The organism is Streptomyces sp. NPDC096205 (genome assembly GCF_044763135.1).
Taxonomy (GTDB): Bacteria; Actinomycetota; Actinomycetes; order Streptomycetales; family Streptomycetaceae; genus Streptomyces.
This window is the reverse complement of the sequence record NZ_JBIWFS010000002.1, coordinates 379,288-403,943: the sequence shown is the minus strand read 5'-3', so window position 1 is coordinate 403,943 and position 24,656 is coordinate 379,288. Positions and strand designations below refer to the sequence as shown.

Here is a 24,656-nt window from a genome sequence, read left to right as displayed (position 1 = left end):
CGCTCACGCATGCCCGGGTGCCCGCCCAGGCCCACCTGACGAAGAGCCGGCCCCGGCACGGATGACCGTGCCGGGGCCGAAGGCTCACGCCGTCCGTCTCAGCCGCTGCGCTGTCCCGACGGCCTGCGGACCAGGGCCGTCAGACGCGCCTCCAGCCGCTCCCGGAACGCCGTCCAGCGGTCGCTGAGGTCCCACACCGCCCGGACAGCCGAACGCGGCGCGATCACCGCGCGCACCCGGGTCGACCGGCTGACCCGCGACCGCAGCGCGGCCCGCAGCCCGCGCACCTCGTCGGCGAGCCCGGACGCGGCCTGCGGCCGCGGCGCGAACAGCACCTGCTCGACCGCGCCCGCCACCCGATGCACGCCCTGCGCCGCGGACTCGTCCAGCTGCCCGAGCCGCACGATCCGCTCGGCCGCCTTGCGCGGGGTGAGCGCGTCGTCCGGCGGGATGCCGTAGTCCCAGGCGGTGTCCGTGAGCTCACGCCACACCGCCAGCACATGGCCCGCGGCTGCCTCGGCCGTCTGCCGCGCAGGCTGTTGCCCGGGCGGCAGCACCGTCACATCGACGCCGTCGTCGGACGGCCCCGGCGCGGCCGCGGTGTGCCGGGCCGAGGCCAGCCGCACCACACGCCGTCTGAGCCGGTACAGCATCGGCGCCAGCGGCACCACGAGCAGCGCGACCCCCAGCAGCACCCAGGCGGTGACCTGGTACCAGGGCGGCCCGCCGCCGTCCGACGTGCCCGGGTCCAGCGGCAGCGCGCCCGCGCAGGCCTCCAGCCGCTTGTCCTGCGCCGAGCAGGTCGAGCTCTGCGACGGCTCCGCGGAGGGCGCCGCGTTGCTCGGCCGGGCGTTCTCCGGCAGCTCCGGGTCACTGTTGTCAGGGGAGTCCGGGACGGTGTACGGCGGGGTCGACCCGCGGGTCGGGGTCGGCTCGAAGCGGGTCCAGCCCACGCCCTCGAAGTACAGCTCCGGCCAGGCGTGCGCATCGCGCAGGCCCACCGTCACCGTCCGGTCGGCCTGCGGGGTGCCCGGCGCGAATCCGACGGCCACGCGGGCCGGGATGCCCAGCGAGCGGGCCATCGTCGCCATGGCGAAGGAGTAGTGGACGCAGAAGCCCCGCTTGTCGCGCAGGAAGCGGGCGAGGGCCTGCCGGTCGTCCCCGACCTCGACCTCCGTGTCGTACTGGAAGCCGCCGGTCAGGGCGAAGTACTCCTGGAGCGCGACCGCCTGCTCGTAGGGGTTCCTCGCGTCCGCGGTGACCTCGCGGGCCGTGGTCGCCACCACCGACGGCAGCGAGTCGGGCAGCTCGGTGTACTGCCGCTCGATCGAGGCGGGCGGCAGCGGGGCCTCGGCCAGCTGGCGGGCCGTCGGACGCACCTCCAGGCTGCGCACCTCGTACGTCTTGCCGCGGGTGGTCTCCCGGCGGTCGCCGACCACCGTCATGCCGATCGGCTCGTACCGCCAGCGCCCGTCGATGTCGACGCCGCTCGGCGGATACGGCATCGGCAGCCAGTCCTGCGCGTACCAGTCGGCGGCGGCGATCCGGGTGCGCACCTCGGTGCGCGGGATGTCCGCGCGCAGACCGGTGGGTACGGGGAACTCGTCGGGCACGTCGACGATGCGCCGCTTGGCGGGCCGCCAGGTGGTGCCGTCGAAGTCGTCCAGGGACACGATCCGCAGGTACATGCTGGACACGTCCTCGGAGTCGGTGCGCAGCACCAGCACCGTGCGGTCCTCGTCCACGTTCAGGCTGTCGCGCAGCGACACCAGCGGGTTGACCGCGGAGATCGTGCCGCCGCCTCCGCCGCCGGAGCCCACGCCCGTACCGACCCCGTCCAGCAGGCCGCCGTTCATCGCGGGCAGGGCCAGCGGCACCACCAGGGCGATGCCCAGCGCCACCGCGCCGATCCGCCGCCCGGTGCGCACCGGGGCCACGGCATCGCCTGCGCCGGTGAGGGTGCCCGGGGAGCGCGGGCCGCCGGAGAAGACCCGGCCCCACTGGGAGAGCCGGTCGCGGCCCTCGGCCAGCAGCAGCATCAGATAGCCCGCCGCGGCGAGCAGGAACCACACCCAGCCGCCGGCCCCGTCCGCGAGGCCCGCCGCCACCGAGTACAGCGCGAGCAGCGGCAGTCCCGCCGGGGCCGCGCTGCGGAAGGTCACCGCCAGGGCGTCCACCATCAGCCCGATCACCAGGACACCGCCGACGAGCATCAGCTGGATGCCGTCCGACATCGGCGCCGGGATCGCGTACCGCTCGACGTCCTGTGTGCCCTGGTCCAGCAGATCGGCGAACTGCTGGAACGCCTGCGGGCCCGGGACGAACCCGGCGAGCGCCTGCTCGCGGGCGAAGGACAGGGTGAGCAGCAGCAGCGACGCCAGTGCCTGGGCCGCCACGGTCAGGGTCCGCGCGAGCGGGACCCTGCGCATGGCCGCGCCGACGCCGGACTGCACCGCGAGCAGTAGGGCCGCGTGCATCAGCCAGGCCGGTGTGTCCACCAGTGGCAGGAGGGCGCAGGATGCCAGCAGGGTGGCTGCCAGTGCGCTCAGCGCCATTTTTGCCCGTCCGCTCATGACCGCACCTCGCCGTGGGTGCTTCGCGTCGCGTGCGGGTTCTCGTGGGCCGGTCGCGCAGTTCCCCGCGCCCCTACGGGCGTCAGGCCCAGGCCTTCTCTGTCCGCCTGGCGCCACAGGTCGCCCAGAGCTACGCCGCGCGGTACGGCGACGGCTGTCCAGCCGGACTCGCGCAGCAGGCGCAGGCGCTCTTCGGTGCGGTTGCCCGCGGCCGGGACGTCGTACGGCTCACGGGTCCAGGTGTCGCTGTCCAGCACGAAGGCGAGGGCGCCGCCGCTGCGGCGGCTCATCTTGGCGGCGACGGCGGCCTGCGCCTCGTCGAGGTCGCCGAAGAACGCCACCAGCAGGCCCTCGTTGCCGCCCCGCAGCACGTCGTAGGCGTGGGAGAGGCCTGTGCCGTCGGAGTGGTCGATCACCGCGAGGGTGTCCATCATCAGCCCGGCCGCGTCCGCCGACTCCTGGCTGGTGCCCGCGAAGCCGTCGGCGCCCTCGCCCGGCACCGAGCTGCCGGTGTCGGTCAGCAGGCGTACCGAGAAGCCCCGTTCCAGCATGTGCACCAGCACCGACGCCGTGCCCGACACCGCCCACTCGAACGCGGAGTCGGGGCCCGCGCCGCGGAAGGCGAGCGCACGGGTGTCGAGCAGCACCGTGCAGCGGGAGCGCTGCGGCTGTTCCTCGCGGCGCACCATCAGCTCGCCGTAGCGGGCGGTGGAACGCCAGTGGACGCGGCGCAGATCGTCGCCGTAGCGGTAGCCGCGCGGGATGACGTCGTCCTCGCCGGCCAGCGCCAGCGAGCGCTGCCGTCCGTCGCCGTACCCACTGGCCTCACCGCTCAGCCGCACCGGCGGCAGCGCCTCCACGCGCGGGATGACCGTGAGCGTGTCGTACGTCGAGAAGGACCGGGTCAGTTCACACATGCCGAACGGGTCGGTCAGACGCAGCTGGAGCGGGCCCAGCGGATAGCGGCCGCGCAGATCGGAGCGGACTCGGTAGGACACCTCGCGGCGGCCGCCCGCCTCGACCCGGTCCAGGACGAAGCGCGGGCGCGGGCCGAGGACGTAGGGCACCCGGTCCTGGAGCATCAGCACGCCGGTGGGCAGCCGCGAGACGTTGTCCATACGCAGATGGACGCGGGCCTCGGAGCCGGCGGGCACACGCGCGGGGGAGAGCCGGCGGCTGCCGGCCACCCGGTAGCGGGTGCGGTACAGAACGGTCGCGCACACCAGCGGCAGCACGGCCAGCAGCAGCCCGACGCGCAGCAGGTCGCTCTGGCCGAGGACATAGGCGCACACGGCGGCCGCCACACCGGCGGCCAGGAAGGAACGCCCACGTGTCGTCAGACCGGCCAGTGCAGTGCGCACCGCGCCCTTGCCGCCGCTCTCCGCCTCGGCCTGGCTCGCCCCCCTCGGCGCGGCGTCGCTCATCACAGCCTCCGCGGCGGCTGCTGGCCGAAGCCCTGGGCACCGCGGCCGAGCCCGAAGGTGTTCTGCTGCGGCGCGGCCGGCACCGGGGTGTGCTGGAGGATCTCCTGTACGACCTGCTCGGCCGTACGGCGGTTGAGCTGGGCCTGTGCGGTCGGCAGCAGACGGTGGGCCAGGACGGCGACGGCGAGGGCCTGGATGTCGTCCGGCAGCGCGTACTCCCGGCCGCTCAGGGCGGCGGACGCCTTCGCCGCGCGCAGCAGATGCAGCGTGGCGCGCGGGGAGGCGCCGAGTCTGAGGTCGGGGTGGCTGCGGGTCGCGGCGACCAGGTCGACGGCGTAGCGCCGGACGGTGTCCGCGACATGGACGCCGCGCACGGCCTCGATCAGCTTCACGATCTCGTGCGCGTGGGCGACCGGCTGGAGGTCGTCCAGCGGGCTCACCCCGCCGTGCACGTCGAGCATCTGCAGCTCCGCCTCGGGGCTGGGGTAGCCGATGGAGACCCGGGCCATGAAGCGGTCGCGCTGGGCCTCGGGCAACGGGTACGTGCCCTCCATCTCGACCGGGTTCTGGGTGGCCACCACCATGAACGGGCTCGGCAGTTCGTACGTCTGCCCGTCGATGGTGACCTGGCGCTCCTCCATCGACTCCAGGAGCGCCGACTGCGTCTTGGGCGAGGCGCGGTTGATCTCGTCGCCGATGACGATCTGCGCGAAGATCGCGCCCGGTTTGAACTCGAAGTCCCGGCGCTGCTGGTCCCAGATGGACACACCGGTGATGTCCGAGGGCAGCAGGTCGGGCGTGAACTGGATGCGCCGCACCGAGCAGTCGATGGACCGGGCCAGTGTCTTGGCCAGCATCGTCTTGCCCACGCCGGGGACATCCTCGATCAGCAGATGCCCCTCGGCGAGCAGCACGGTCAGCGAAAGCCGGACGACCTCGGGCTTGCCCTCGATCACCTCTTCCACCGAGCGGCGCACCCGATCCACGGTGGCGGTCAGATCAGTGAGGCTCGCTCGATCGTCATAGGTCGTCACCCGGCCCTCCTCGGCCCGTTCCATTGCCCGGGCCGACGCTCCGCGACGCGAAACCGGCCCCACCCGAAACACGGACGGCGCGCGGGAAAAGTTCCGCGTGACGTCACAACGGCATTCTTGTTGCCGTTACCGGTTCGTGTCACTCGACTGTGGACAACTGGCCGCGATATGTCGGTTCTTAGGGTCTTTTGTGACCGGAAGAACCTGGAATCAGCGAAGAACGAGCCCGCCGGGTCCGCCTCAGTCCGTGGGGTCGATCTCCCGCAGCAGACCGGTCTTCACGTCGAAGACGAAGCCGCGCACGTCGTCGGTGTGCAGCAGGAACGGCGAGGTGCGCACCTTCTGCATCGACTGGCGCACGTCCTGGTCGACGTCACGGAACGCCTCCACCGCCCACGCGGGACGCTGCCCGACCTCCATCTCCAGGTCGTGCCGGAACTCCTCGGTGAGGGTCTCCAGGCCGCACCCGGTGTGGTGGATCAGCACCACGCTGCGGGTGCCGAGCGCGCGCTGGCTGATGGTGAGCGAGCGGATCACGTCGTCGGTGACCACGCCGCCGGCGTTGCGAATCGTGTGACAGTCGCCGAGCTGCAGTCCGAGCGCGGCGTGCAGGTCCAGGCGGGCGTCCATGCAGGCCACGACGGCGACCTGGAGGACGGGGCGGGCGTCCATTCCGGGGTCGGTGAAGGCGGCGGCGTACTGCTCGTTCGCCTCGACCAGACGGTCGGTGACCGAGCCGACGCGGGTTATGGAGCCCTCGGAGCCGGTGGGGAGCGATGCAGAAGTCGTCATGTTGAAGACGTTACTGGTCACCTCAGGTCGAGGCCCGTTGTGAGAGCGGACAAAGAACGCCATTGAGTTCTTGTTGTGAGGCAATGCACAGCCGGCGCGTGAACCGGTCCTCAGGGCCCCGCCGCCACGCGCGGGCCGGTTGATTGACCGCAACACAGGGTGGACTAAAGTGACGCGAAGCGGGAGGCGAGGTTCTCCCTGCTTTTTTCCGTCACGAGAGGGCGGGGACCCGGCGGTGCGTACGGCCCCGCCGGACCTGAGAGGGCCCCCTTGAGCAACAGTCGACATGTCCCGGTGATGCTCCAGCGCTGCCTGGACCTGTTGGCCCCCGCCCTGCAGGAGCCCGGAGCGGTGGTCGTCGACTGCACCCTCGGTCTCGGCGGCCACAGCGAAGCGCTCCTTACGCGGTTCCCCGAGGCCCGGCTCGTCGCGCTCGACCGCGACAAGGAGGCGCTGCGGCTGTCCGGCGAGCGTCTCGCGCCGTACGGGGAGCGGGCGACGCTGGTGCACGCGGTCTACGACGAGCTGCCCGAGGTGCTCCGGCGGCTCGGCATCCCGCGCGTGCAGGGCGTCCTGTTCGACCTCGGGGTCTCCTCCATGCAGCTCGACGAGGCCGACCGCGGCTTCGCCTACGCGCAGGACGCGCCGCTCGACATGCGCATGGACCAGACGACCGGCATCAGCGCCGCCGAGGTCCTCAACACCTACCCCGCCGGTGAGCTCGCACGGATTCTTCGGGCGTACGGCGAGGAGAAGCAGGCCAAGCGGATCGTGGCGGCCGTCGTGCGCGAGCGCGAGAAGGAGCCCTTCAGCAACAGTGCGCGGCTGGTGGAGGTGATCCGGGACGCGCTGCCGCAGGCCGCCAAGCGCACCGGCGGCAACCCCGCCAAGCGGACCTTCCAGGCGCTGCGCATCGAGGTCAACGGCGAGCTGTCCGTCCTGGAGCGGGCGATCCCGGCCGCGGTGAAGGCGATCGCGGTGGGCGGGCGCGTCGCTGTGCTGTCGTACCACTCGCTGGAGGACCGGCTGGTCAAGCAGGTCTTCGCGGCCGGCGCCGCCAACACCGCCCCGCCCGGACTGCCCGTCGTGCCCGAGCGCTACCAGCCCCGGCTCAAGCTGCTCACGCGCGGTGCCGAACTTCCCACGGAGGAAGAGGTCGCAGAGAACAAGCGGGCGGCCCCGGCACGGCTGCGCGGCGCGGAGCGCATCAGGGAGGACGTGGAGTGAGTCGGGCGAAGGGGCGGGCGCCTGGGTTGGAAAATCCAACTCACCATTCCAACTCGCGACGCACTGACGCACGGGAGGCCCGGTGAGCAGGAAACCCGAGCTGAAGGGCCGGGCCTTCCGGCTCGCACGGCTGCTGCCGGCCGGCCCCGGGCAGGCCGCCCGCACCCCCTTCGTCCTGCTGGTGGTGCTGCTGCTGGGCGGCGGCCTCATCGGCCTGCTCGTACTGAACTCCGCGCTCAGCGAGGGTTCTTTCCGGCTGGACGACCTCAAGAAGGCCACCAAGGACTTCACCGACCAGGAGCAGGCCCTCCAGCGCGACATCGACGCCTACTCCGCCCCCGACGCCCTCCAGCGCCGCGCCCGCGAGCTGGGCATGGTCCCCGGCGGCGACCCGGCCTTCCTGGACCCCGACGGCAAGGTCAAGGGCGTCCCGTCCCCGGCCCCCACCCCCGAGGAGGCCTTCACCACCCCCCTCGTCCTGGCCCCGGAGGCGATGCCCACCACGCCCCCGTCCCCATCCGCATCCTCCACGCCCGAGACTCCCGACAGGTGAGCCCGGTGACCGAGAACAACGCGCAGCTTTCCCCTGTGGCGCACCCCCGCGCCGGTGCCGGGGCGCCCGAGCGGCTTCCCGCCGCATGGCTGGACCTCGACGGCCGGACTACGGCGCGCATGCGCTCGGGTGCCCGGGCATCCGAGCGGCTTCCCGCCGCACGACTCGGCCTTGTCGTCCGCCCTGCGGCGCGCATGCGCACGGGTGCCCGGGCATCCGAGCGGCTTCCCGCCGCACGACTCGGCCTCATCGGCCGCCCTGCGGCGCGCATGCGCACGGGCGCCCCGGCTCCCGAGCCGGTCCCCGCTGCCGGGCTCGGCCTCGCCGGCCCGTCACGCGTCCCCCGCAGCGCCTCCGGCCTCACGGCCCTGGGCCCCCGGCAGGCGGCTGCTGCGACGGAGAAGCGGCCCTCGGGGCATGGCCCCCGTGGCCTCGCAGTCCCGCGCTGCCGCCAGGGGCATGGCTCCCGCGGTCTCGCACCCCTGCGCTGCTGTCCGGGGCGTGGCCCGCATGCCCTCGCAGCCCTGCGCTGCCGCCCCAGGCGTGACCCTCACGCCCTCGCAGCCCTGCGCTGCCGCCCCGGGCATGACCCTCACGCCCTCGCAACCGCGCCCCGCTGCCCTGCCCATGGCCCCCACGCCCTCGCAGCCCCGCCCTGTCGCCCCGGGCACGACCGCGAAGGCCTCGCCCCGCCCCCCCGGACGCGGCCCCCGTGCCCGCGTCACCCCACCCCCCTCCGCAAGCCACGCCCCCCGTGCCCTCGTGGCCGCGGCCCGCCCCGCGGCACGCGCCCCCCGCGGCCGCGGAGGCCGGGGCGACACACCCCTCCCGACCTCGACCCCCGGCAGGTGACGGACGTGACCGACAGGGAACCGCCGCGGCGGCGTGTGCCCGGGCCCGCGCGGCCCGCCCGACCCGCGGGACGCAGGCCGTCGGGGGCCGGGGCCCAGCGGCCCGTGCGGCGTCCGGCGGTGTCGCGGCCCGCTGGGCCCCGGCCGCTCAGGCTCGGCAGTCCGCGGCCCCGGCTGCGGATGGTCGGGCTGGCGTTGACGCTGGTCATGGCCGCGTTCGTCGTACGGCTGCTCCAGGTGCAGGCCGTGGACGCGAGCACGTACGCGGCGAAAGCCGAACAGAACCGGTACGTCGGGCAGGTGCTCGCCGCCGAGCGCGGGGAGATCACCGACCGCACCGGGGTCGCGCTCGCGACCAGCGTGGACGCGTACGACATCACCGCCGACCCGACCCTGTTCAACCGCAAGGCGCTCAAGATCGACGACGGCCCCGAGCAGGCGGCCGCGCTGCTCGCGCCGATCCTCGGGCAGGAGCAGGCGGACCTGGTCGAGAAGCTCCGGCCCGCGAACAAGGAGCTGCGCTACGCCCTGCTCGCCCACCGGCAGACCCCGCTGGTCTGGCAGCAGATCAAGGACCTGAAGTCGGCACTGACCACGAAGGCCGAGACCGACCCGGCCACCGTCAACGTCCTGGCCGGAGTCCTGGCCGTGCCCAGCAGCAAGCGGGTGTACCCCAACGGCGACCTCGCCGCCGGGATACTGGGCTGGGTCAACGCCGAAGGCAAGGGCGGCGGCGGCATCGAGCAGCAGCTGGACGAGCAGCTCGCCGGCAAGGACGGCAAGATCCGCTACGCCCAGTCCGGCGGCCGCCAGGTGCCCACGGCCGGCTCCACCGAGACCCCGGCCGTGCCCGGCTCCGACATCGAGCTGACCATCGACCGTGACATCCAGTGGGCGGCGCAGAACGCCATCAGCGAGCAGGTGAAGAAGTCCAAGGCCGACCGCGGCTACGTCATCGTCCAGGACACCCGCACCGGCGAGATCCTCGCCATGGCCAACGCGCCCGGCTTCGACCCCAACGACCTCACCAAGGCGAACCCGAACGCCCTGGCCAACGCGGCCCTCCTCGACGCCTACGAGCCCGGCTCCACCGCGAAGATCATCTCCATGGCCGCCGTACTGGAGGAGGGCGTCGCCACCCCCGAGACGCATGTGATCGTGCCGAACCGGCTGCACCGCGGCGACCGTCTCTTCAAGGACGACATCGACCACCTGACCTGGTACCTCACGCTCAACGGCGTGCTCGCCAAGTCCAGCAACATCGGCACCATCCTCGCCACCGGCCAGCTCGGCAAGACCCAGCCCGAGGCCAACAAGGTCCTCTACTCGTACCTGCGCAAGTTCGGCCTCGGCAGCTACACCGGGCTCGACTTCCCCGGTGAGACCAAGGGCATCCTCGCCCCGCCCGACAAGTGGTCCACCTCGCAGCAGTACACGATTCCTTTCGGCCAGGGCGTCTCCCTCAACGCCATGCAGGCCGCCTCCGTCTACTCGACCATCGCCAACGGCGGCGTCCGTATCGAGCCGACACTGGTACGCGGCACCAAGGGCCCCGACGGACGCTTCACGCCCGCCCCGGAACCCGCCAAGAGCAGGGTGGTCAGCGCGAAGACGGCGAAGACGCTCGCCCGGATGCTGGAGTCGGTCGTGGACGACGAGCAGGGCACCGGCAGCAAGGCGCGCATCCCCGGCTACCGCGTCGCGGGCAAGACCGGTACGGCCAACCGCGTGGATCCGGCCACCGGCAAGTACCGCGGCTACACCTCCTCCTTCGCCGGTTTCGCGCCCGCCGACAAGCCCCGCGTCACCGTCTACTGCGCCATCCAGAACGCCACCGACGGCAACTACTTCGGCGGCCAGATCTGCGGCCCGATCTACAAGCAGGTCATGGAGTTCGCCCTGAAGACCCTCCAGGTCCCGCCCACCGGAGCGCCCCCCGCCCGACTGCCCGTCGAGTACACGCCCTGACCCCCACCTGACCCGACCTGACCAGCACTGAACAGCCAGGAACGAGCTCGTGACAACGATCACCCCCGATCCCGGGAACCAGAGCACCCCCCGCACCTCACTTCGCCCCGGAGCGGGTGAGCCCGGTACGCTCACCGCCGTGCCACACGCTGATCAGTCCCGAACCACCCAGAAGGGCGCTCCCGTGACCTACCCGGGACCGCCGCGACCGGCCCAGGTGCCCGCCACACCCCTCGCGGAGCTCGCCGGCCGACTGGGTGCCACCGCGCCCGAGGGCGCCGCCGACGTCACGGGCATCACCCACGACTCGCGCGCCGTCCGCCCCGGCGACCTGTACGCCGCCCTGCCCGGGGCCCGGGCGCACGGCGCCGACTTCGTCGCGCAGGCGGCCGGCCTCGGTGCCGCGGCCGTGCTGACCGACCCGTCCGGCGCCGAGCGCGCCACCGCGACGGGTCTGCCGGTGCTGGTGGTGGACGACCCGCGGGCCCGGATGGGCGAGCTGGCCGCCGAGATCTACGGCCGCCCCGGCGAGGACCTGCTCCAGATCGGCATCACCGGCACCTCCGGCAAGACGACCACCGCCTATCTCGTCGAGGGCGGACTGAAGACGGTCCGGGCCACCGGCCTGATCGGCACGGTCGAGATGCGCATCGGCGACGAGCGCATCAAGTCCGAGCGCACCACCCCCGAAGCAACCGACCTCCAGGCCCTGTTCGCGGTCATGCGCGAACGCGGCGTCGACGCGGTCGCCATGGAGGTCTCCAGCCACGCCCTGGTGCTCGGCCGGGTCGACGGCTGTGTCTTCGACATCGCCGTGTTCACCAACCTCAGCCCGGAGCACATGGAGTTCCACTCCGACATGGAGGACTACTTCCGGGCCAAGGCGCAGCTGTTCACGCCGAAACGCAGCAAACGCGGCGTCGTCAACCTCGACGACGAGTACGGCCGCAGGCTCGCCACGGAGGCGACCGTCCCGGTCGTCACCTACTCCGCCGAGGGCCACCCCGACGCCGACTGGCGCGCCGAGGGCGTCGAAGTCGGCCCGATGGACTCCACGTTCACCGTGGTCGGCCCGAACGGCGAGCGCCTCACCGCCAGGTCGCCGCTGCCCGGCACCTTCAACGTGGCCAACACCCTCGCCGCGATCGTCGCCCTGGCCGCCGCGGGCCTCGACCCGCAGACCGCCGCCGACGGCGTCGCCGCCGTGCCGGGCGTGCCTGGCCGCCTGGAGCGGGTGGACGCCGGACAGGGCTACCTCGCGGTCGTCGACTACGCCCACAAGACCGACGCCGTCGAGTCGGTGCTCAAGGCGCTGCGCAAGGTCACCAAGGGCCGGCTGCACGTCGTCCTCGGCTGCGGCGGCGACCGTGACACCACCAAGCGCGCCCCGATGGGCGCCGCCGTGGCCCGGTTCTCCGACACGGCCGTACTGACCTCCGACAACCCCCGCTCCGAGGACCCCCTCGCGATCCTCGCGACCATGCTCCAGGGCGCGGCGTCCGTGCCGGCGCACGAGCGCGGCGAGGTGCTCCTCTTCGAGGACCGCGCGGCCGCGATCGCCGCCGCCGTCCAGCGCGCGCACCCCGGGGACACCGTGCTCGTCGCGGGCAAGGGCCACGAGCAGGGCCAGGACATCGCCGGCGTGGTCCGTCCCTTCGACGACCGCCAGGTGCTTCGCGAAGCTATCCAGAAGACCCAGGGATGAACTTGTGATCGCCCTCTCTCTCGCCGAGATCGCAGAAGTCGTCGGCGGGCAGACGCACGACATACCGGATCCGGCCGTCCAGGTCACGGGGCCGGTCGTCCGGGACTCCCGTGAGGTGGTGCCCGGCAGCCTCTTCGTCGCCTTCGTCGGCGAACGCGTCGACGGCCATGACTTCGCGGCCGCCGTCGTCGAGTCGGGCGCGGCCGCCGTCCTGGCCTCCCGGCCGGTCGGGGTGCCCGCGATCGTCGTCGACGACGTGCAGGCCGCCCTCGGCGCCCTCGCCCGTCATGTCGTACGACGGCTCGGCGCGACCCTCGTGGCCCTCACCGGCTCCGCGGGCAAGACCAGCACCAAGGACCTGATCGCCCAGGTGCTCCAGCACAAGGCGCCGACCGTGTGGACGCCGGGCTCGCTCAACAACGAGATCGGTCTGCCGCTGACGGCGCTGTCCGCCACCGAGGAGACCAGGTTCCTCGTGCTGGAGATGGGCGCCCGCGGCATCGGCCACATCCGCTACCTCGCCGGCCTCACCCCGCCGAGGATCGGCCTGGTGCTCAACGTCGGCACCGCCCACATCGGCGAGTTCGGCGGCCGCGAGCAGATCGCCCAGGCCAAGGGCGAACTCGTCGAGGCACTCCCCTCCGAGGAGGAGGGCGGCACGGCCGTCCTCAACGCCGACGACCCGCTCGTACGCGCCATGGCCTCCCGTACGAAGGCGAAGGTGCTCCTCTTCGGCGAGAGCGACGAAGCGGACGTACGCGCCGAGAACGTACGACTCACGGACACCGGGCAGCCCTCCTTCACCCTTCACACACCCTCCGGGTGCAGCGATGTGACCATGCGCCTGTACGGTGAGCACCACGTGTCGAACGCGCTCGCCGCGGCCGCCGTCGCCCATGAGCTGGGCATGTCCGCGGAAGAGATCGCCACCGCGCTCTCCGCGGCGGGCACCCTCTCCCGCTGGCGGATGGAGGTCACCGAGCGCCCGGACGGCGTGACGGTCGTCAACGACGCCTACAACGCGAACCCCGAGTCCATGAAGGCCGCTCTGCGCGCGCTGGCGGCCATGGGCAAGGGGCGCCGTACGTGGGCGGTGCTCGGCAAGATGGCCGAGCTCGGGGACGAGGCGCTCGCCGAGCACGACGCGGTCGGACGGCTCGCCGTCCGGCTCAACGTCAGCAAGCTCGTCGCGGTCGGGGGCAGGGAAGCCGCCTGGCTGCAACTGGGCGCATATAACGAGGGTTCGTGGGGTGAGGAGTCGGTGCACGTGTCCGACGCACAGGCGGCGGTCGACCTGTTGCGCAGCGAGCTGCGCCCGGGGGACGTCGTGCTCGTGAAGGCGTCCCGTTCGGTCGGCCTCGAGAGCGTTGCCCAGGCGCTGCTCGAGACCGGTGCCGAGGGTGAGGTTTCCGCCCGATGATGAATCAGGTCCTGTTCGCAGGAGTCATTGGCCTCTTCCTGACGCTGATCGGCACCCCGCTGCTGATCAAGCTGCTGGCCCGCAAGGGCTACGGGCAGTACATCCGTGACGACGGCCCGCGCGAGCACGCCAGCAAGCGCGGTACGCCGACCATGGGCGGTATCGCCTTCATCCTGGCGACGGTCGCCGCCTACTTCCTCAGCAAGGTGATCAGCGGCGAGCCGCCGAGGTACTCGGGCGTGCTGGTGCTGGGCCTGATGGTCGGCATGGGCGTGGTCGGCTTCCTGGACGACTACATCAAGATCGTCAAGCGGCGTTCGCTCGGTCTGCGGGCCAAGGCGAAGATGGCCGGCCAGCTGATCGTCGGCATCGGCTTCGCGGTGCTGTCGCTGCAGTTCGCCGACAACCGCGGCAACACCCCGGCCTCCACCAAGCTGTCGTTCATCACCGACTTCGGCTGGACGATCGGCCCGGTGCTGTTCGTCGTCTGGGCGCTGTTCATGATTCTCGCCATGTCGAACGGCGTGAACCTGACGGACGGTCTGGACGGCCTGGCCACCGGTGCCTCGGTGCTCGTTTTCGGTGCCTATACGTTCATCGGTGTGTGGCAGTTCCAGGAGTCGTGCGCGAACGCTCAGACGCTCACCAACCCGGGCGCCTGCTACGAGGTGCGTGACCCGCTCGATCTCGCGGTGGTCGCCTCGGCACTGATGGGTGCCTGCCTCGGCTTCCTGTGGTGGAACACCTCGCCGGCCAAGATCTTCATGGGCGACACCGGTTCGCTCGCGCTCGGCGGTGTGCTCGCCGGTCTCGCGATCTGCTCGCGTACCGAGCTTCTGATCGCGATCCTTGGTGGTTTGTTCGTTCTGATCACCATGTCGGTGGTCATCCAGGTCGGCTCGTTCCGCCTCACCGGCAAGCGCGTCTTCCGGATGGCGCCACTCCAGCACCACTTCGAACTCAAGGGCTGGTCCGAGGTCCTTGTGGTGGTCCGTTTCTGGATCATCCAGGGCATCTGCGTGATCGTCGGACTGGGCCTCTTCTACGCGGGATGGGCAGCGGACAAGTGACCGACTGGCAGGGGAAGAACGTCACCGTCGCCGGGCTCGGCGTCTCCGGCGTCCCGGCGGCCAAGGTGCTGCACGGGCTCGGCGCGAGGGTCACCGTCGTCAACGACGGCGACGACGAGCGGGCCCGCGCCCAGGCCGCCGAACTTCAGGCGCTGGGCGTCACCGTGCGGCTCGGCGACGGGGCGACCCTGCCCGAGGGCACCGAACTGATCGTCACCGCGCCTGGCTGGCAGCCGGACAAGCCCCTGTTCCGGGCCGCTCACGAGGCCGGTGTCGAGATCTGGGGCGACGTCGAACTGGCCTGGCGGCTGCGCGGCCCGGACGCCGCGCCCTGGCTGTGCGTCACCGGCACCAACGGCAAGACGACCACCACGCAGATGCTGGCGTCGATCCTGAAGGCCGCCGGGCTGCGCACCGCCGCCGTCGGCAACATCGGCGTCTCGCTGCTCGACGCGGTCCTCGGCGAGGAGCGGTACGACGTCCTCGCGGTGGAGCTGTCGAGCTACCAGCTGCACTGGGCGCCGTCCCTGCGCGCCCACTCCGCCGCCGTCCTCAACCTCGCGCCGGACCACCTGGACTGGCACGGCTCGATGGAGGCGTACGCGCGCGACAAGGGCCGGATCTACGAGGGCAACCGGGTCGCCTGCGTCTACAACGTGGATGCCACCGACAAACCGTCGACCGAGGACCTGGTGCGCGAGGCCGACGTCGAGGAGGGCTGCCGCGCCATCGGCTTCACCCTCGGCACTCCCGGCCCCTCCCAACTCGGTGTGGTGGACGGCATCCTGGTCGACCGCGCCTTCGTGGAGAACCGGCAGAAGAACGCCCAGGAACTCGCCGAGGTCTCCGACGTCAACCCGCCCGTCCCGCACAACATCGCCAACGCCCTTGCCGCGGCGGCCCTCGCGCGCGCCTTCGGGGTGCCCGCCGGTGCCGTACGGGACGGTCTGCGGGCCTTCACCCCGGACGCCCACCGCATCGCGCACGTGGCCGACGTGGACGGCGTGGCGTACGTGGACGACTCCAAGGCGACCAACACGCACGCCGCGGAAGCCTCGTTGGCGGCGTACCCGTCGATCGTGTGGATCGCGGGCGGCCTCGCCAAGGGCGCGACCTTCGACGAGCTGGTCGCCAAGTCGGCGCAGCGGCTGCGGGGCGTCGTCCTGATCGGTGCCGATCGGGCGCTGATCCGCGAGGCGCTGACGCGACACGCCCCGGAAGTACCCGTCGTCGACCTCGACCGGACCGACACTGGGGCGATGCCCCAGGCCGTCCAGGAGGCCCAGCGGCTCGCGCGGCCCGGCGACACCGTGCTCCTCGCCCCCGCCTGCGCCTCCATGGACATGTTCACCAACTACAACAAGCGCGGTGACGCGTTCGCGGAGGCGGTTCGCGAACTCGGCTCCTGACCGACGCAGCGGAGGCGCTGATGCCCAGTAGCCGTACCGGCCGCCGGCCCGCCCCCCGGGCCGCCTTGCGGCCCGCCGCCCCCCGCCCCCCGCGCGAGAACCCGGTCCTACGGCTCTACACGCGCGCGCGCAAGGCGTGGGACCGGCCGCTGACGGCGTACTACCTGATCCTCGGCGGGAGTCTGCTGATCATCGTGCTGGGTCTGGTGATGGTCTACTCGGCCTCCCAGATCAAGGCGCTGCAGATGGGCCTCACGGGCTCCTGGTTCTTCCGTAAGCAGCTGCTGGCCGCCGTGATCGGGGGCGGGCTGCTGCTCGTCGCCTCGCGCATGCCGGTGAAGCTGCACCGGGCGCTGGCCTACCCGATCCTCGCGGGCGCGGTCTTCCTGATGGCGCTGGTGCAGGTGCCGGGGATAGGGATGTCGGTCAACGGCAACCAGAACTGGATCTCCGTCGGTGGCCCCTTCCAGCTCCAGCCCAGCGAGTTCGGCAAGCTCGCGCTAGTGCTGTGGGGCGCCGACCTGCTGGCCCGCAAGCAGGACAGGAAGCTGCTGAACCAGTGGAAGCACATGCTGGTGCCGCTGGTGCCGGCCGCGTTCATGCTGCTCGGGCTGATCATGCTCGGCGGCGACATGGGCACGGCGATCATCCTGACGGCGATCCTGTTCGGCCTGCTGTGGCTGGCCGGGGCGCCCACCCGGCTGTTCGCCGGGGTGCTGTCGGTGGCCGCCGTGATCGGCGTGATCCTGATCAAGACCAGCCCCAACCGCATGGCCCGTCTGCAGTGCCTGGGCGCCACCGACCCCGGGCAGGGTGACGCGTGCTGGCAGGCCGTGCACGGTATCTACGCCCTGGCCTCCGGTGGAATCTTCGGGTCCGGACTCGGCGCGAGTGTGGAAAAATGGGGTCAACTCCCCGAAGCCCACACGGACTTCATCTTCGCCGTCACCGGTGAGGAACTGGGTCTGGCGGGGACGCTGTCGGTGCTCGCCCTGTTCGCCGCTCTAGGCTATGCGGGTATCCGCGTGGCCGGACGCACGGAGGACCCCTTCGTGAGGTACGCCGCGGGAGGTGTGACCACCTGGATCACGGCCCAGGCCGTGATCAACATGGGTGCGGTGCTCGGCCTGCTGCCGATCGCCGGTGTCCCCCTCCCGCTGTTCTCCTACGGGGGTTCCGCCCTGCTGCCGACCATGTTCGCCATCGGGCTGCTGATCGCCTTCGCGCGTGACGAGCCTGCTGCGCGGGCGGCGCTTGCGATGCGGCAACCTCGCTTTGGTAGAAAGCGGGGGGCTGGGGGTACTGCGGCTGGTCGGAGTCCCCGGAGATGGAACACGATGCGACGGCGCACCTCGGCGGTGCGCTCGTCCGGAGAGCGGTGAATTTCGGTGCATGTCGTACTCGCCGGCGGGGGCACCGCGGGCCACATCGAGCCCGCGCTCGCCCTCGCGGACGCCCTGCGCAGGCAGGACCCGACCGTGGGCATCACGGCCCTGGGCACGGAGCGCGGCCTGGAGACCAGGCTGGTCCCCGAGCGCGGCTACGAGCTGGCGCTGATCCCGGCCGTGCCGCTGCCCCGCAAGCCGACCCCCGAGCTGATCACCGTCCCGGGCCGGCTGCGCGGCACGATCAAGGCCGCCGAGCAGATCCTGGAGCGCACCAAGGCGGACTGCGTCGTCGGCTTCGGCGGCTATGTGGCGCTGCCCGGCTATCTGGCCGCCAAGCGGCTCGGTGTGCCGATCGTCATCCATGAGGCGAACGCCCGGCCGGGTCTGGCCAACAAGATCGGCTCGCGGTACGCCGCCCAGGTCGCCGTCTCCACCCCGGACAGCAAGCTGCGCGGCGCCCGCTACATCGGCATCCCGCTGCGCCGCTCCATCGCCACCCTGGACCGGGCCGCCATGCGTCCCGAGGCCCGAGCCGCCTTCGGGCTCGACCCGAACCTGCCGACCCTGCTGGTCACCGGCGGCTCCCAGGGCGCGCGCCGGCTGAACGAGGTCGTGCAGCAGGTCGCGCCGTGGCTGCAGCAGGCCGGTATCCAGATCCTGCACGCGGTCGGACCGAAGAACGAACTGCCGCAGGTGCAGCAGATGCCGGGAATGCCCCCCTATGTCCCGGTAAGTTACCTGGACCGGATGGACCTCGCGTACGCCGCGGCCGACATGATGCTCTGCCGCGCGGGCGCGATGACCGTCGCCGAGCTCTCCGCCGTCGGACTCCCGGCCGCCTATGTCCCGCTGCCCATCGGCAACGGCGAACAGCGGCTGAACGCCCAGCCGGTGGTCAAGGCCGGCGGCGGTCTGCTGGTCGACGACGCGGAGCTCACTCCCGAGTGGGTGCAGCAGAACGTGCTGCCCGTCCTCGCCGACCCGCACCGGCTGTACCAGATGTCCCGCGCCGCCGGTGAGTTCGGCCGGCGCGACGCCGACGAGCTGCTCGTCGGCATGGTGTACGAGGCGATCGCCGCCGGCCGTGCACACCGATAGCCGGCAATAGCAACCGTATGTCTGTGCAGGCGGAAGGCAGGGAGCGTGGCCGGTACGACCACCGCCGAGCGCGGTGAACGCCAGCAGGAGTCGTCCGGCCCGCCCCCCGCACGGCGGTTCGCCAGGCGCCGCCTCCGTCTTCTCCTCGCCGGCGCCGCCCTCGTGCTCCTCTCGGCGGGCGGCGTCTGGCTGTTGTACGGCTCGCAGTGGCTGCGCGTGGAACGCGTCGGCGTCTCGGGCACCGCGGTGCTGACGCCCGCTCAGGTGCGCGAGGCGGCCGACGTGCCCGTGGGGGATCCGCTCGTCTCGGTCGACACCGAGCGAATCGAGTCGCGACTGCGCCGGAAACTGCCCCGGATCGACACGGTCGACGTGAGCCGTTCCTGGCCGCACGGAATTGTCCTGAAAGTGGTTGAACGCACCCCTGTGCTCTTGGTGGAAAAGGGCGGAAAGTTCATCGAAGTGGACGATGAAGGCGTCCGTTTCGCCACGGTTTCCGAGGCTCCTAAAGGCGTTCCGACACTGGAATTGAGCGTTTCCCGGTCCAGTTCGGCCGCCGCCAGCCTGCGCCGCTTCGGCGAGGGCCGGCTGACGCGTGAGGCGGTCCGGGTGGCGGGCGCGCTTCCGGCCGCGGTCGCCCGGGACACCCGGGCGGTCAAGGTGCGCTCCTACGACGCCATCTCGCTGGAGTTCGGCGACGGCCGGACCGTCGCCTGGGGCAGCTCGGAGAAGGGGCACGCGAAGGCCCGTACCCTCGCCGCTCTCATGAAAGCGGCCCCTGGTGCACGGCACTTCGACGTGAGCGTTCCCACGGCCCCCTCGTCATCGGGGAGTTGACGCACATCCGCGCAGGCCAGCACCCTGGTTGGGCAGCGCTACGGCTGATCACATAGGGTGAAAAGAAAAACGGGAGGTTCGGCGTGTTCGTTGAACGCGCGCCACTTGTCGACTTAGTGTCTCGTTCAGAAGACTCCAAGGAACAGACATACTGGTAACCCTAAACTTGAGCTTTAGGGTTCGGGTCGGCGAAACGGACCGTCCCATTCGGCATCAGTCGTCTGATCGCGGGACGCGGCGCGTCCCGGTGATCCGTCGACACGTAACTCGAGGCGAGAGGCCTTCGACGTGGCAGCACCGCAGAACTACCTCGCAGTCATCAAAGTCATCGGTGTCGGCGGCGGTGGTGTCAATGCCATCAACCGGATGATCGAGGTCGGTCTCAAGGGCGTCGAGTTCATCGCCATCAACACCGACGCGCAAGCTCTGTTGATGAGCGACGCCGACGTCAAGCTCGACGTCGGCCGTGAACTCACCCGCGGACTCGGCGCCGGAGCCAACCCGGCCGTCGGCCGCAAGGCCGCCGAGGACCACCGCGAGGAGATCGAGGAGGTCCTCAAGGGGGCCGACATGGTCTTCGTGACGGCCGGTGAAGGCGGCGGCACCGGCACCGGCGGCGCGCCCGTCGTGGCCAACATCGCACGCTCGCTCGGCGCGCTCACCATCGGCGTGGTCACGCGCCCGTTCACCTTCGAGGGGCGGCGCCGCGCGAACCAGGCGGAGGACGGCATCGCCGAGCTCCGCGAAGAGGTCGACACCCTCATCGTCATCCCGAACGACCGGCTGCTGTCCATCTCGGACCGCCAGGTCTCGGTCCTGGACGCCTTCAAGTCCGCGGACCAGGTCCTGCTCTCCGGTGTTCAGGGCATCACCGACCTCATCACCACGCCCGGTCTGATCAACCTCGACTTCGCCGACGTCAAGTCGGTCATGTCCGAGGCCGGTTCGGCCCTCATGGGCATCGGCTCGGCCCGCGGCGACGACCGCGCGGTGGCCGCGGCCGAGATGGCGATCTCCTCCCCGCTGCTGGAAGCCTCCATCGACGGCGCCCGTGGTGTGCTGCTGTCCATCTCCGGTGGCTCCGACCTCGGCCTGTTCGAGATCAACGAGGCCGCCCAGCTGGTCAGCGAGGCCGCCCACCCCGAGGCCAACATCATCTTCGGCGCCGTCATCGACGACGCCCTCGGCGACGAGGTGCGCGTCACGGTCATCGCGGCCGGCTTCGACGGGGGCCAGCCGCCGGCCAAGCGGGACAACGTCCTCGGCTCGACCTCGGCCAAGCGCGAGGAGCCGGCGCCGGCACGGCAGCCCGAGTCCCGCCCGAGCTTCGGCTCGCTCGGCAGTGTCACGCCGAAGGAGGACCTGGAGCCCGCGCCCGAGCCGGTGGCCGACCTCCCGGCCGCGCCGCCTGTGCCGCCGTCGCGCAGCTACACCGACAGTGCGGCCGAGGAGCTGGACGTACCGGACTTCCTCAAGTGATAGGACAGCGCGAGAGCGTGAGCGGCGCGCACTTCGCCTTCACCGACCGGTGGGGCGGGGTGAGCGCCGCTCCGTATGAGGAGCTCAACCTGGGCGGCGCCGTCGGCGACGACCCGGAGGCGGTCCGCACCAACCGGGAGCTGGCCGCCAAGTCGCTGGGCATCGACCCCGCGACGGTGGTCTGGATGAACCAGGTGCACGGCGCGGACGTGGCCGCCGTCGACGGACCCTGGCCGGCCGGTGCCGAGATCCCGCAGGTCGACGCGGTGGTCACCGCCCGGCGCGGACTCGCCCTCGCCGTGCTGACCGCCGACTGCGTGCCGGTGCTGCTGGCCGACCCGGTCGCCGGTGTCGCCGCCGCGGCCCACGCGGGCCGGCCCGGCATGACCGCCGGGGTGGTCCCCGCCGCCGTACGGGCCATGATCGAACTGGGCGCCGACCCCGCCCGGATCGTCGCCCGCACCGGACCGGCGGTGTGCGGCCGGTGCTACGAGGTGCCCGAGGCCATGCGGGCCGAGGTCGCCGCGGTGGAACCGGCGGCGCACGCCGAGACGAGCTGGGGCACACCCGCGGTGGACGTCGCCGCCGGGGTGCACGCGCAGCTCATCCGGCTCGGGGTCGCCGACCGGGCACAGTCGCCGGTGTGCACGCTCGAGTCGGGGGATCACTTCTCGTACCGCCGCGACCGCTCCACCGGGCGGCTCGCGAGCTATGTGTGGCTGGACTGATGGGGCATGACGGACCGTAAGGGCGAACTCGCCGCGAACCTGGCGAAGGTGGAGGAGCGCATCGCCGCGGCCTGCGAGGCCGCCGGGCGCGAGCGCGACGAGGTGACGCTGATCGTGGTCACCAAGACCTACCCGGCGAGCGATGTGCGGATCCTGTCGGAACTCGGTGTGCGCCATGTCGCCGAGAACCGTGACCAGGACGCGGCACCGAAAGCCGCGGAATGTGCGGATCTGCGCCTGAATTGGCACTTCGTCGGCCAGTTGCAGACCAACAAGGTGCGTTCCGTGGCCGGTTACGCGGACTTCGTGCAGTCCGTGGACCGGGCCCGGCTAGTGACGGCGCTGTCCAAGGAGGCCGTGAGGGCGGAGCGCGAACTGGGCTGTCTGATCCAGGTCGCGCTGGACGCGGGGGTGCGTGACCGGGGGGAGCGGGGCGGTGTCGCCCCCGGCGGAATCGAAGAGTTGGCCGACCTCGTCGCCGGCTCGCCGGGGCTGCGGCTCGACGGGCTGATGACCGTCGCTCCGCTGACCGGCGAGTACGCGGGTCGCCAACGGGCGGCGTTCGAGCGGTTGATGGATTTGTCGACTGCCCTGCGCCGAGCCCATCCGGCTGCGAACATGGTCTCGGCAGGGATGAGTGCGGACCTTGAGGAGGCCGTGGCGGCCGGAGCGACACATGTACGCGTCGGCACCGCGGTACTCGGAGTCCGCGCCGGGCTCGGGTAACGTCGCCAGGAAGTCGGACCACAGCAGAAAATATGGTCATTGCCCGCCGAAAGGTGGGCACAACGACCACGTGGATCGCGGGCACTTGGCGGTCGTCAGCGGATCCACCACAGAGCGGAGGACTCAGAGCATGGCCGGCGCGATGCGCAAGATGGCGGTCTACCTCGGCCTCGTGGAGGACGATGGGTACGACGGCCGGGGATTCGATCCCGACGACGACTTCGAGCCCGAACTCGATCCGGAGCCCGAGCGTGACCACCGACGGCACGAGCCGTCGCATCAGCAGCACATCGCACATCAGCCCGAAAGGGACGAAGAGGTGCGAATCGTGCAGGCGCCCGTGCCCCGCGAGCCGGTTGCCCGATCCACCGCGCCAGCCGCGGAATCGGGTCGTCCGGCGCGTATCGCGCCCGTGGCGTCCATCACACAAGAACGTCAGTCCCTGGAGAAGAACGCACCGGTGATCATGCCCAAGGTCGTGTCCGAACGAGAGCCTTACCGGATCACCACGCTTCACCCGCGGACCTACAACGAGGCCCGTACCATCGGGGAACACTTCCGTGAGGGCACCCCGGTGATCATGAATCTGACTGAGATGGACGACACAGACGCGAAGCGACTTGTCGACTTTGCGGCAGGTTTGGTGTTTGGTCTTCACGGCAGCATCGAGCGGGTGACGCAGAAGGTGTTCCTGTTGTCGCCTGCTAACGTCGATGTCACGGCGGAGGACAAGGCCCGCATCGCAGAGGGCGGGTTCTTCAACCAGAGCTGAGACGCACCACCGGTAAGAACAGCACGAAACAGGGAACAGGGGAGAGGGAAGCACCAGTCATGAGCGTGGTCTTGCAGGTTCTTTACATCGCGCTGATGGTGTTCCTCATCGTGCTGATCTTCCGACTGGTCATGGACTACGTCTTCCAGTTCGCCCGCTCGTGGCAACCCGGCAAGGCGATGGTGGTCGTTCTGGAGGCCACCTACACTGTCACCGATCCACCGCTCAAGCTTCTGCGGCGGGTGATCCCGCCGTTGCGTCTCGGGGGCGTGGCGCTCGACCTGTCCTTCTTCGTACTGATGATCATCGTCTACATCCTGATCACGCTCGTGCGGAGCGCGATGTGAGCGATGTGACAGATACGGTCTTGCCGACTGCCGACGACAACGTTGAGGTGAAGAGATGCCGTTGACCCCCGAGGACGTGCGGAACAAGCAGTTCACGACCGTCCGCCTCCGAGAAGGCTATGACGAGGACGAGGTCGATGCCTTCCTCGATGAGGTCGAAGCCGAACTGACGCGCCTGCTCCGCGAGAACGAGGACCTGCGCGCCAAGCTGGCCGCGGCCACGCGTGCCGCTGCGCAGAACCAGCAGAACATGCGCAAGCCCCCGGAGCAGCAGGACCAGCAGCAGGGTGGCATGCCCCAGCAGGGTGGCATGCCGCAGCAGGGTATGCGAGGCCCCGGCGCTCCGGTGCCGGCCGGCATATCGGGCCCGCCGCAGCAGCAGATGGGCGGCCCCATGGGTGGCCCGCCCCAGCTGCCGAGCGGTGCCCCGCAGCTGCCCCCCGGCCCCGGCGGTCAGGGTCCGCAGGGTCCCGGCCCGATGGGTCAGGGTCCCGGTCCGATGGGCCAGCCCCCCATGCAGCAGCAGATGGGCGGCCCCATGGGCGGTCCGATGGGCGGCCCCATGGGCGGTCCCGGTCAGGGCCCCGGTGGCGACAGCGCCGCGCGTGTCCTCTCGCTGGCCCAGCAGACCGCCGACCAGGCGATCGCCGAGGCCCGCTCCGAGGCCAACAAGATCGTCGGCGAGGCCCGCAGCCGCGCCGAGGGTCTCGAGCGTGACGCCCGTGCCAAGGCCGACGCCCTGGAGCGGGACGCGCAGGAGAAGCACCGCGTCGCCATGGGCTCCCTGGAGTCCGCGCGCGCCACGCTGGAGCGCAAGGTCGAGGATCTGCGCGGCTTCGAGCGCGAGTACCGTACGCGCCTGAAGTCCTACCTGGAGTCCCAGCTGCGCCAGCTGGAGACCCAGGCGGACGACTCCCTCGCCCCGCCGCGCACCCCGGCGACCGCGTCGCTGCCGCCGTCCCCGGCGCCCTCCATGGCCCCGGCCGGCGCGAGCGCCCCGTCGTACGGCGGCAACCAGCCGATGGGTGGTGCCCCGGCTCCGTCCGGCCCGTCCTACGGCGGCCAGCAGCAGATGTCCCCGGCGATGACCCAGCCCATGGCTCCGGTCCGCCCGCAGGGCCCGTCCCCGATGGGTCAGGCGCCGTCGCCGATGCGTGGCTTCCTCATCGACGAGGACGACAACTGACGGCCGGTAGTACGCCGTAGGCGTCGGCAGCGTTCAAAGGGGCGGGCCCCGGATTCCAGATCCGGGGCC

At 71.5% G+C, this 24,656-nt stretch carries 20 protein-coding genes; 16 read left to right on the top strand and 4 right to left on the bottom strand.

Annotated elements, in window-relative coordinates:
• Positions 1–98 precede the first annotated feature (98 nt).
• The 4 genes from ACIQ6Y_RS08230 to ACIQ6Y_RS08215 form a co-directional block, all read right to left on the bottom strand.
• Positions 99–2,573, bottom strand: a complete 2,475-nt coding sequence (locus ACIQ6Y_RS08230) for a DUF3488 and DUF4129 domain-containing transglutaminase family protein (protein WP_404034408.1) — start codon at positions 2,571–2,573, stop codon at positions 99–101.
• Positions 2,570–3,997 carry a DUF58 domain-containing protein gene (locus tag ACIQ6Y_RS08225; protein WP_404034406.1) on the bottom strand — a complete coding sequence of 476 codons (1,428 nt, stop codon included), beginning with the start codon at positions 3,995–3,997 and terminating at the stop codon, positions 2,570–2,572. The genes ACIQ6Y_RS08230 and ACIQ6Y_RS08225 overlap by 4 nt, the downstream gene beginning before the upstream one ends.
• Complete coding sequence (locus tag ACIQ6Y_RS08220) at positions 3,997–5,031, bottom strand: AAA family ATPase (RefSeq protein ID WP_404034404.1); 1,035 nt, start codon at positions 5,029–5,031, stop codon at positions 3,997–3,999. The genes ACIQ6Y_RS08225 and ACIQ6Y_RS08220 overlap by 1 nt, the downstream gene beginning before the upstream one ends.
• A 240-nt stretch (positions 5,032–5,271) precedes the next feature.
• Entirely contained in the window at positions 5,272–5,823 is a 552-nt protein-coding gene (locus ACIQ6Y_RS08215) for a beta-class carbonic anhydrase (RefSeq protein ID WP_404034402.1), read from the bottom strand.
• 270 nt (positions 5,824–6,093) lie between these two features.
• Here ACIQ6Y_RS08215 and rsmH point away from each other — a divergent pair, with 270 nt between their 5' ends.
• The 16 genes from rsmH (at position 6,094) to ACIQ6Y_RS08135 (ending at position 24,587) form a co-directional block, all read left to right on the top strand.
• Complete coding sequence (gene rsmH / locus ACIQ6Y_RS08210; protein WP_404034400.1) at positions 6,094–7,050, top strand: 16S rRNA (cytosine(1402)-N(4))-methyltransferase RsmH; 957 nt, start codon at positions 6,094–6,096, stop codon at positions 7,048–7,050.
• A gap of 82 nt (positions 7,051–7,132) precedes the next feature.
• A complete protein-coding gene (locus ACIQ6Y_RS08205; protein WP_404034398.1) occupies positions 7,133–7,603 on the top strand; it encodes a hypothetical protein in 471 nt (156 codons plus the stop codon).
• 857 nt (positions 7,604–8,460) lie between these two features.
• Positions 8,461–10,422, top strand: a complete 1,962-nt coding sequence (locus ACIQ6Y_RS08200) for a peptidoglycan D,D-transpeptidase FtsI family protein (RefSeq protein ID WP_404034396.1) — start codon at positions 8,461–8,463, stop codon at positions 10,420–10,422.
• A gap of 49 nt (positions 10,423–10,471) precedes the next feature.
• Positions 10,472–12,127 carry a UDP-N-acetylmuramoyl-L-alanyl-D-glutamate--2,6-diaminopimelate ligase gene (locus ACIQ6Y_RS08195; protein WP_404034394.1) on the top strand — a complete coding sequence of 552 codons (1,656 nt, stop codon included), beginning with the start codon at positions 10,472–10,474 and terminating at the stop codon, positions 12,125–12,127.
• A gap of 4 nt (positions 12,128–12,131) precedes the next feature.
• Positions 12,132–13,547, top strand: a complete 1,416-nt coding sequence (gene murF / locus ACIQ6Y_RS08190; protein ID WP_404034392.1) for a UDP-N-acetylmuramoyl-tripeptide--D-alanyl-D-alanine ligase — start codon at positions 12,132–12,134, stop codon at positions 13,545–13,547.
• A complete protein-coding gene (gene mraY, locus ACIQ6Y_RS08185) occupies positions 13,547–14,617 on the top strand; it encodes a phospho-N-acetylmuramoyl-pentapeptide-transferase (RefSeq protein ID WP_404036355.1) in 1,071 nt (356 codons plus the stop codon). Before murF ends, mraY begins: the two co-directional genes overlap by 1 nt.
• On the top strand, positions 14,599–16,026 hold the full coding sequence (gene murD, locus ACIQ6Y_RS08180; protein WP_404034390.1) for a UDP-N-acetylmuramoyl-L-alanine--D-glutamate ligase: 1,428 nt from the start codon (positions 14,599–14,601) through the stop codon (positions 16,024–16,026). Before mraY ends, murD begins: the two co-directional genes overlap by 19 nt.
• Positions 16,027–16,046: 20 nt before the next feature.
• Entirely contained in the window at positions 16,047–17,408 is a 1,362-nt protein-coding gene (gene ftsW / locus ACIQ6Y_RS08175; protein WP_404034388.1) for a putative lipid II flippase FtsW, read from the top strand.
• Between the two features lie 6 nt (positions 17,409–17,414).
• Positions 17,415–18,512 carry an undecaprenyldiphospho-muramoylpentapeptide beta-N-acetylglucosaminyltransferase gene (gene murG, locus ACIQ6Y_RS08170; RefSeq protein WP_404034386.1) on the top strand — a complete coding sequence of 366 codons (1,098 nt, stop codon included), beginning with the start codon at positions 17,415–17,417 and terminating at the stop codon, positions 18,510–18,512.
• Positions 18,513–18,557: 45 nt separating this feature from the next.
• A complete protein-coding gene (locus ACIQ6Y_RS08165) occupies positions 18,558–19,349 on the top strand; it encodes a cell division protein FtsQ/DivIB (RefSeq protein WP_404034384.1) in 792 nt (263 codons plus the stop codon).
• Positions 19,350–19,637: 288 nt separating this feature from the next.
• The gene (gene ftsZ / locus ACIQ6Y_RS08160) at positions 19,638–20,828 is read left to right on the top strand and encodes a cell division protein FtsZ (protein ID WP_404034382.1); all 1,191 of its coding nucleotides are present in this window, start codon (positions 19,638–19,640) and stop codon (positions 20,826–20,828) included.
• Entirely contained in the window at positions 20,825–21,556 is a 732-nt protein-coding gene (gene pgeF, locus ACIQ6Y_RS08155) for a peptidoglycan editing factor PgeF (protein WP_404034380.1), read from the top strand. Before ftsZ ends, pgeF begins: the two co-directional genes overlap by 4 nt.
• 6 nt (positions 21,557–21,562) lie before the next feature.
• Complete coding sequence (locus ACIQ6Y_RS08150; RefSeq protein WP_404034378.1) at positions 21,563–22,282, top strand: YggS family pyridoxal phosphate-dependent enzyme; 720 nt, start codon at positions 21,563–21,565, stop codon at positions 22,280–22,282.
• A gap of 130 nt (positions 22,283–22,412) precedes the next feature.
• Positions 22,413–23,054: a cell division protein SepF gene (locus ACIQ6Y_RS08145; RefSeq protein WP_404034376.1), complete on the top strand. Its 642-nt coding sequence runs from the start codon at positions 22,413–22,415 to the stop codon at positions 23,052–23,054.
• A 59-nt stretch (positions 23,055–23,113) separates the two neighbouring features.
• The gene (locus ACIQ6Y_RS08140; protein ID WP_004001943.1) at positions 23,114–23,401 is read left to right on the top strand and encodes a YggT family protein; all 288 of its coding nucleotides are present in this window, start codon (positions 23,114–23,116) and stop codon (positions 23,399–23,401) included.
• A 55-nt stretch (positions 23,402–23,456) separates the two neighbouring features.
• Positions 23,457–24,587, top strand: a complete 1,131-nt coding sequence (locus tag ACIQ6Y_RS08135) for a DivIVA domain-containing protein (protein ID WP_404034374.1) — start codon at positions 23,457–23,459, stop codon at positions 24,585–24,587.
• The last annotated feature ends 69 nt before the right edge of the window (positions 24,588–24,656 follow it).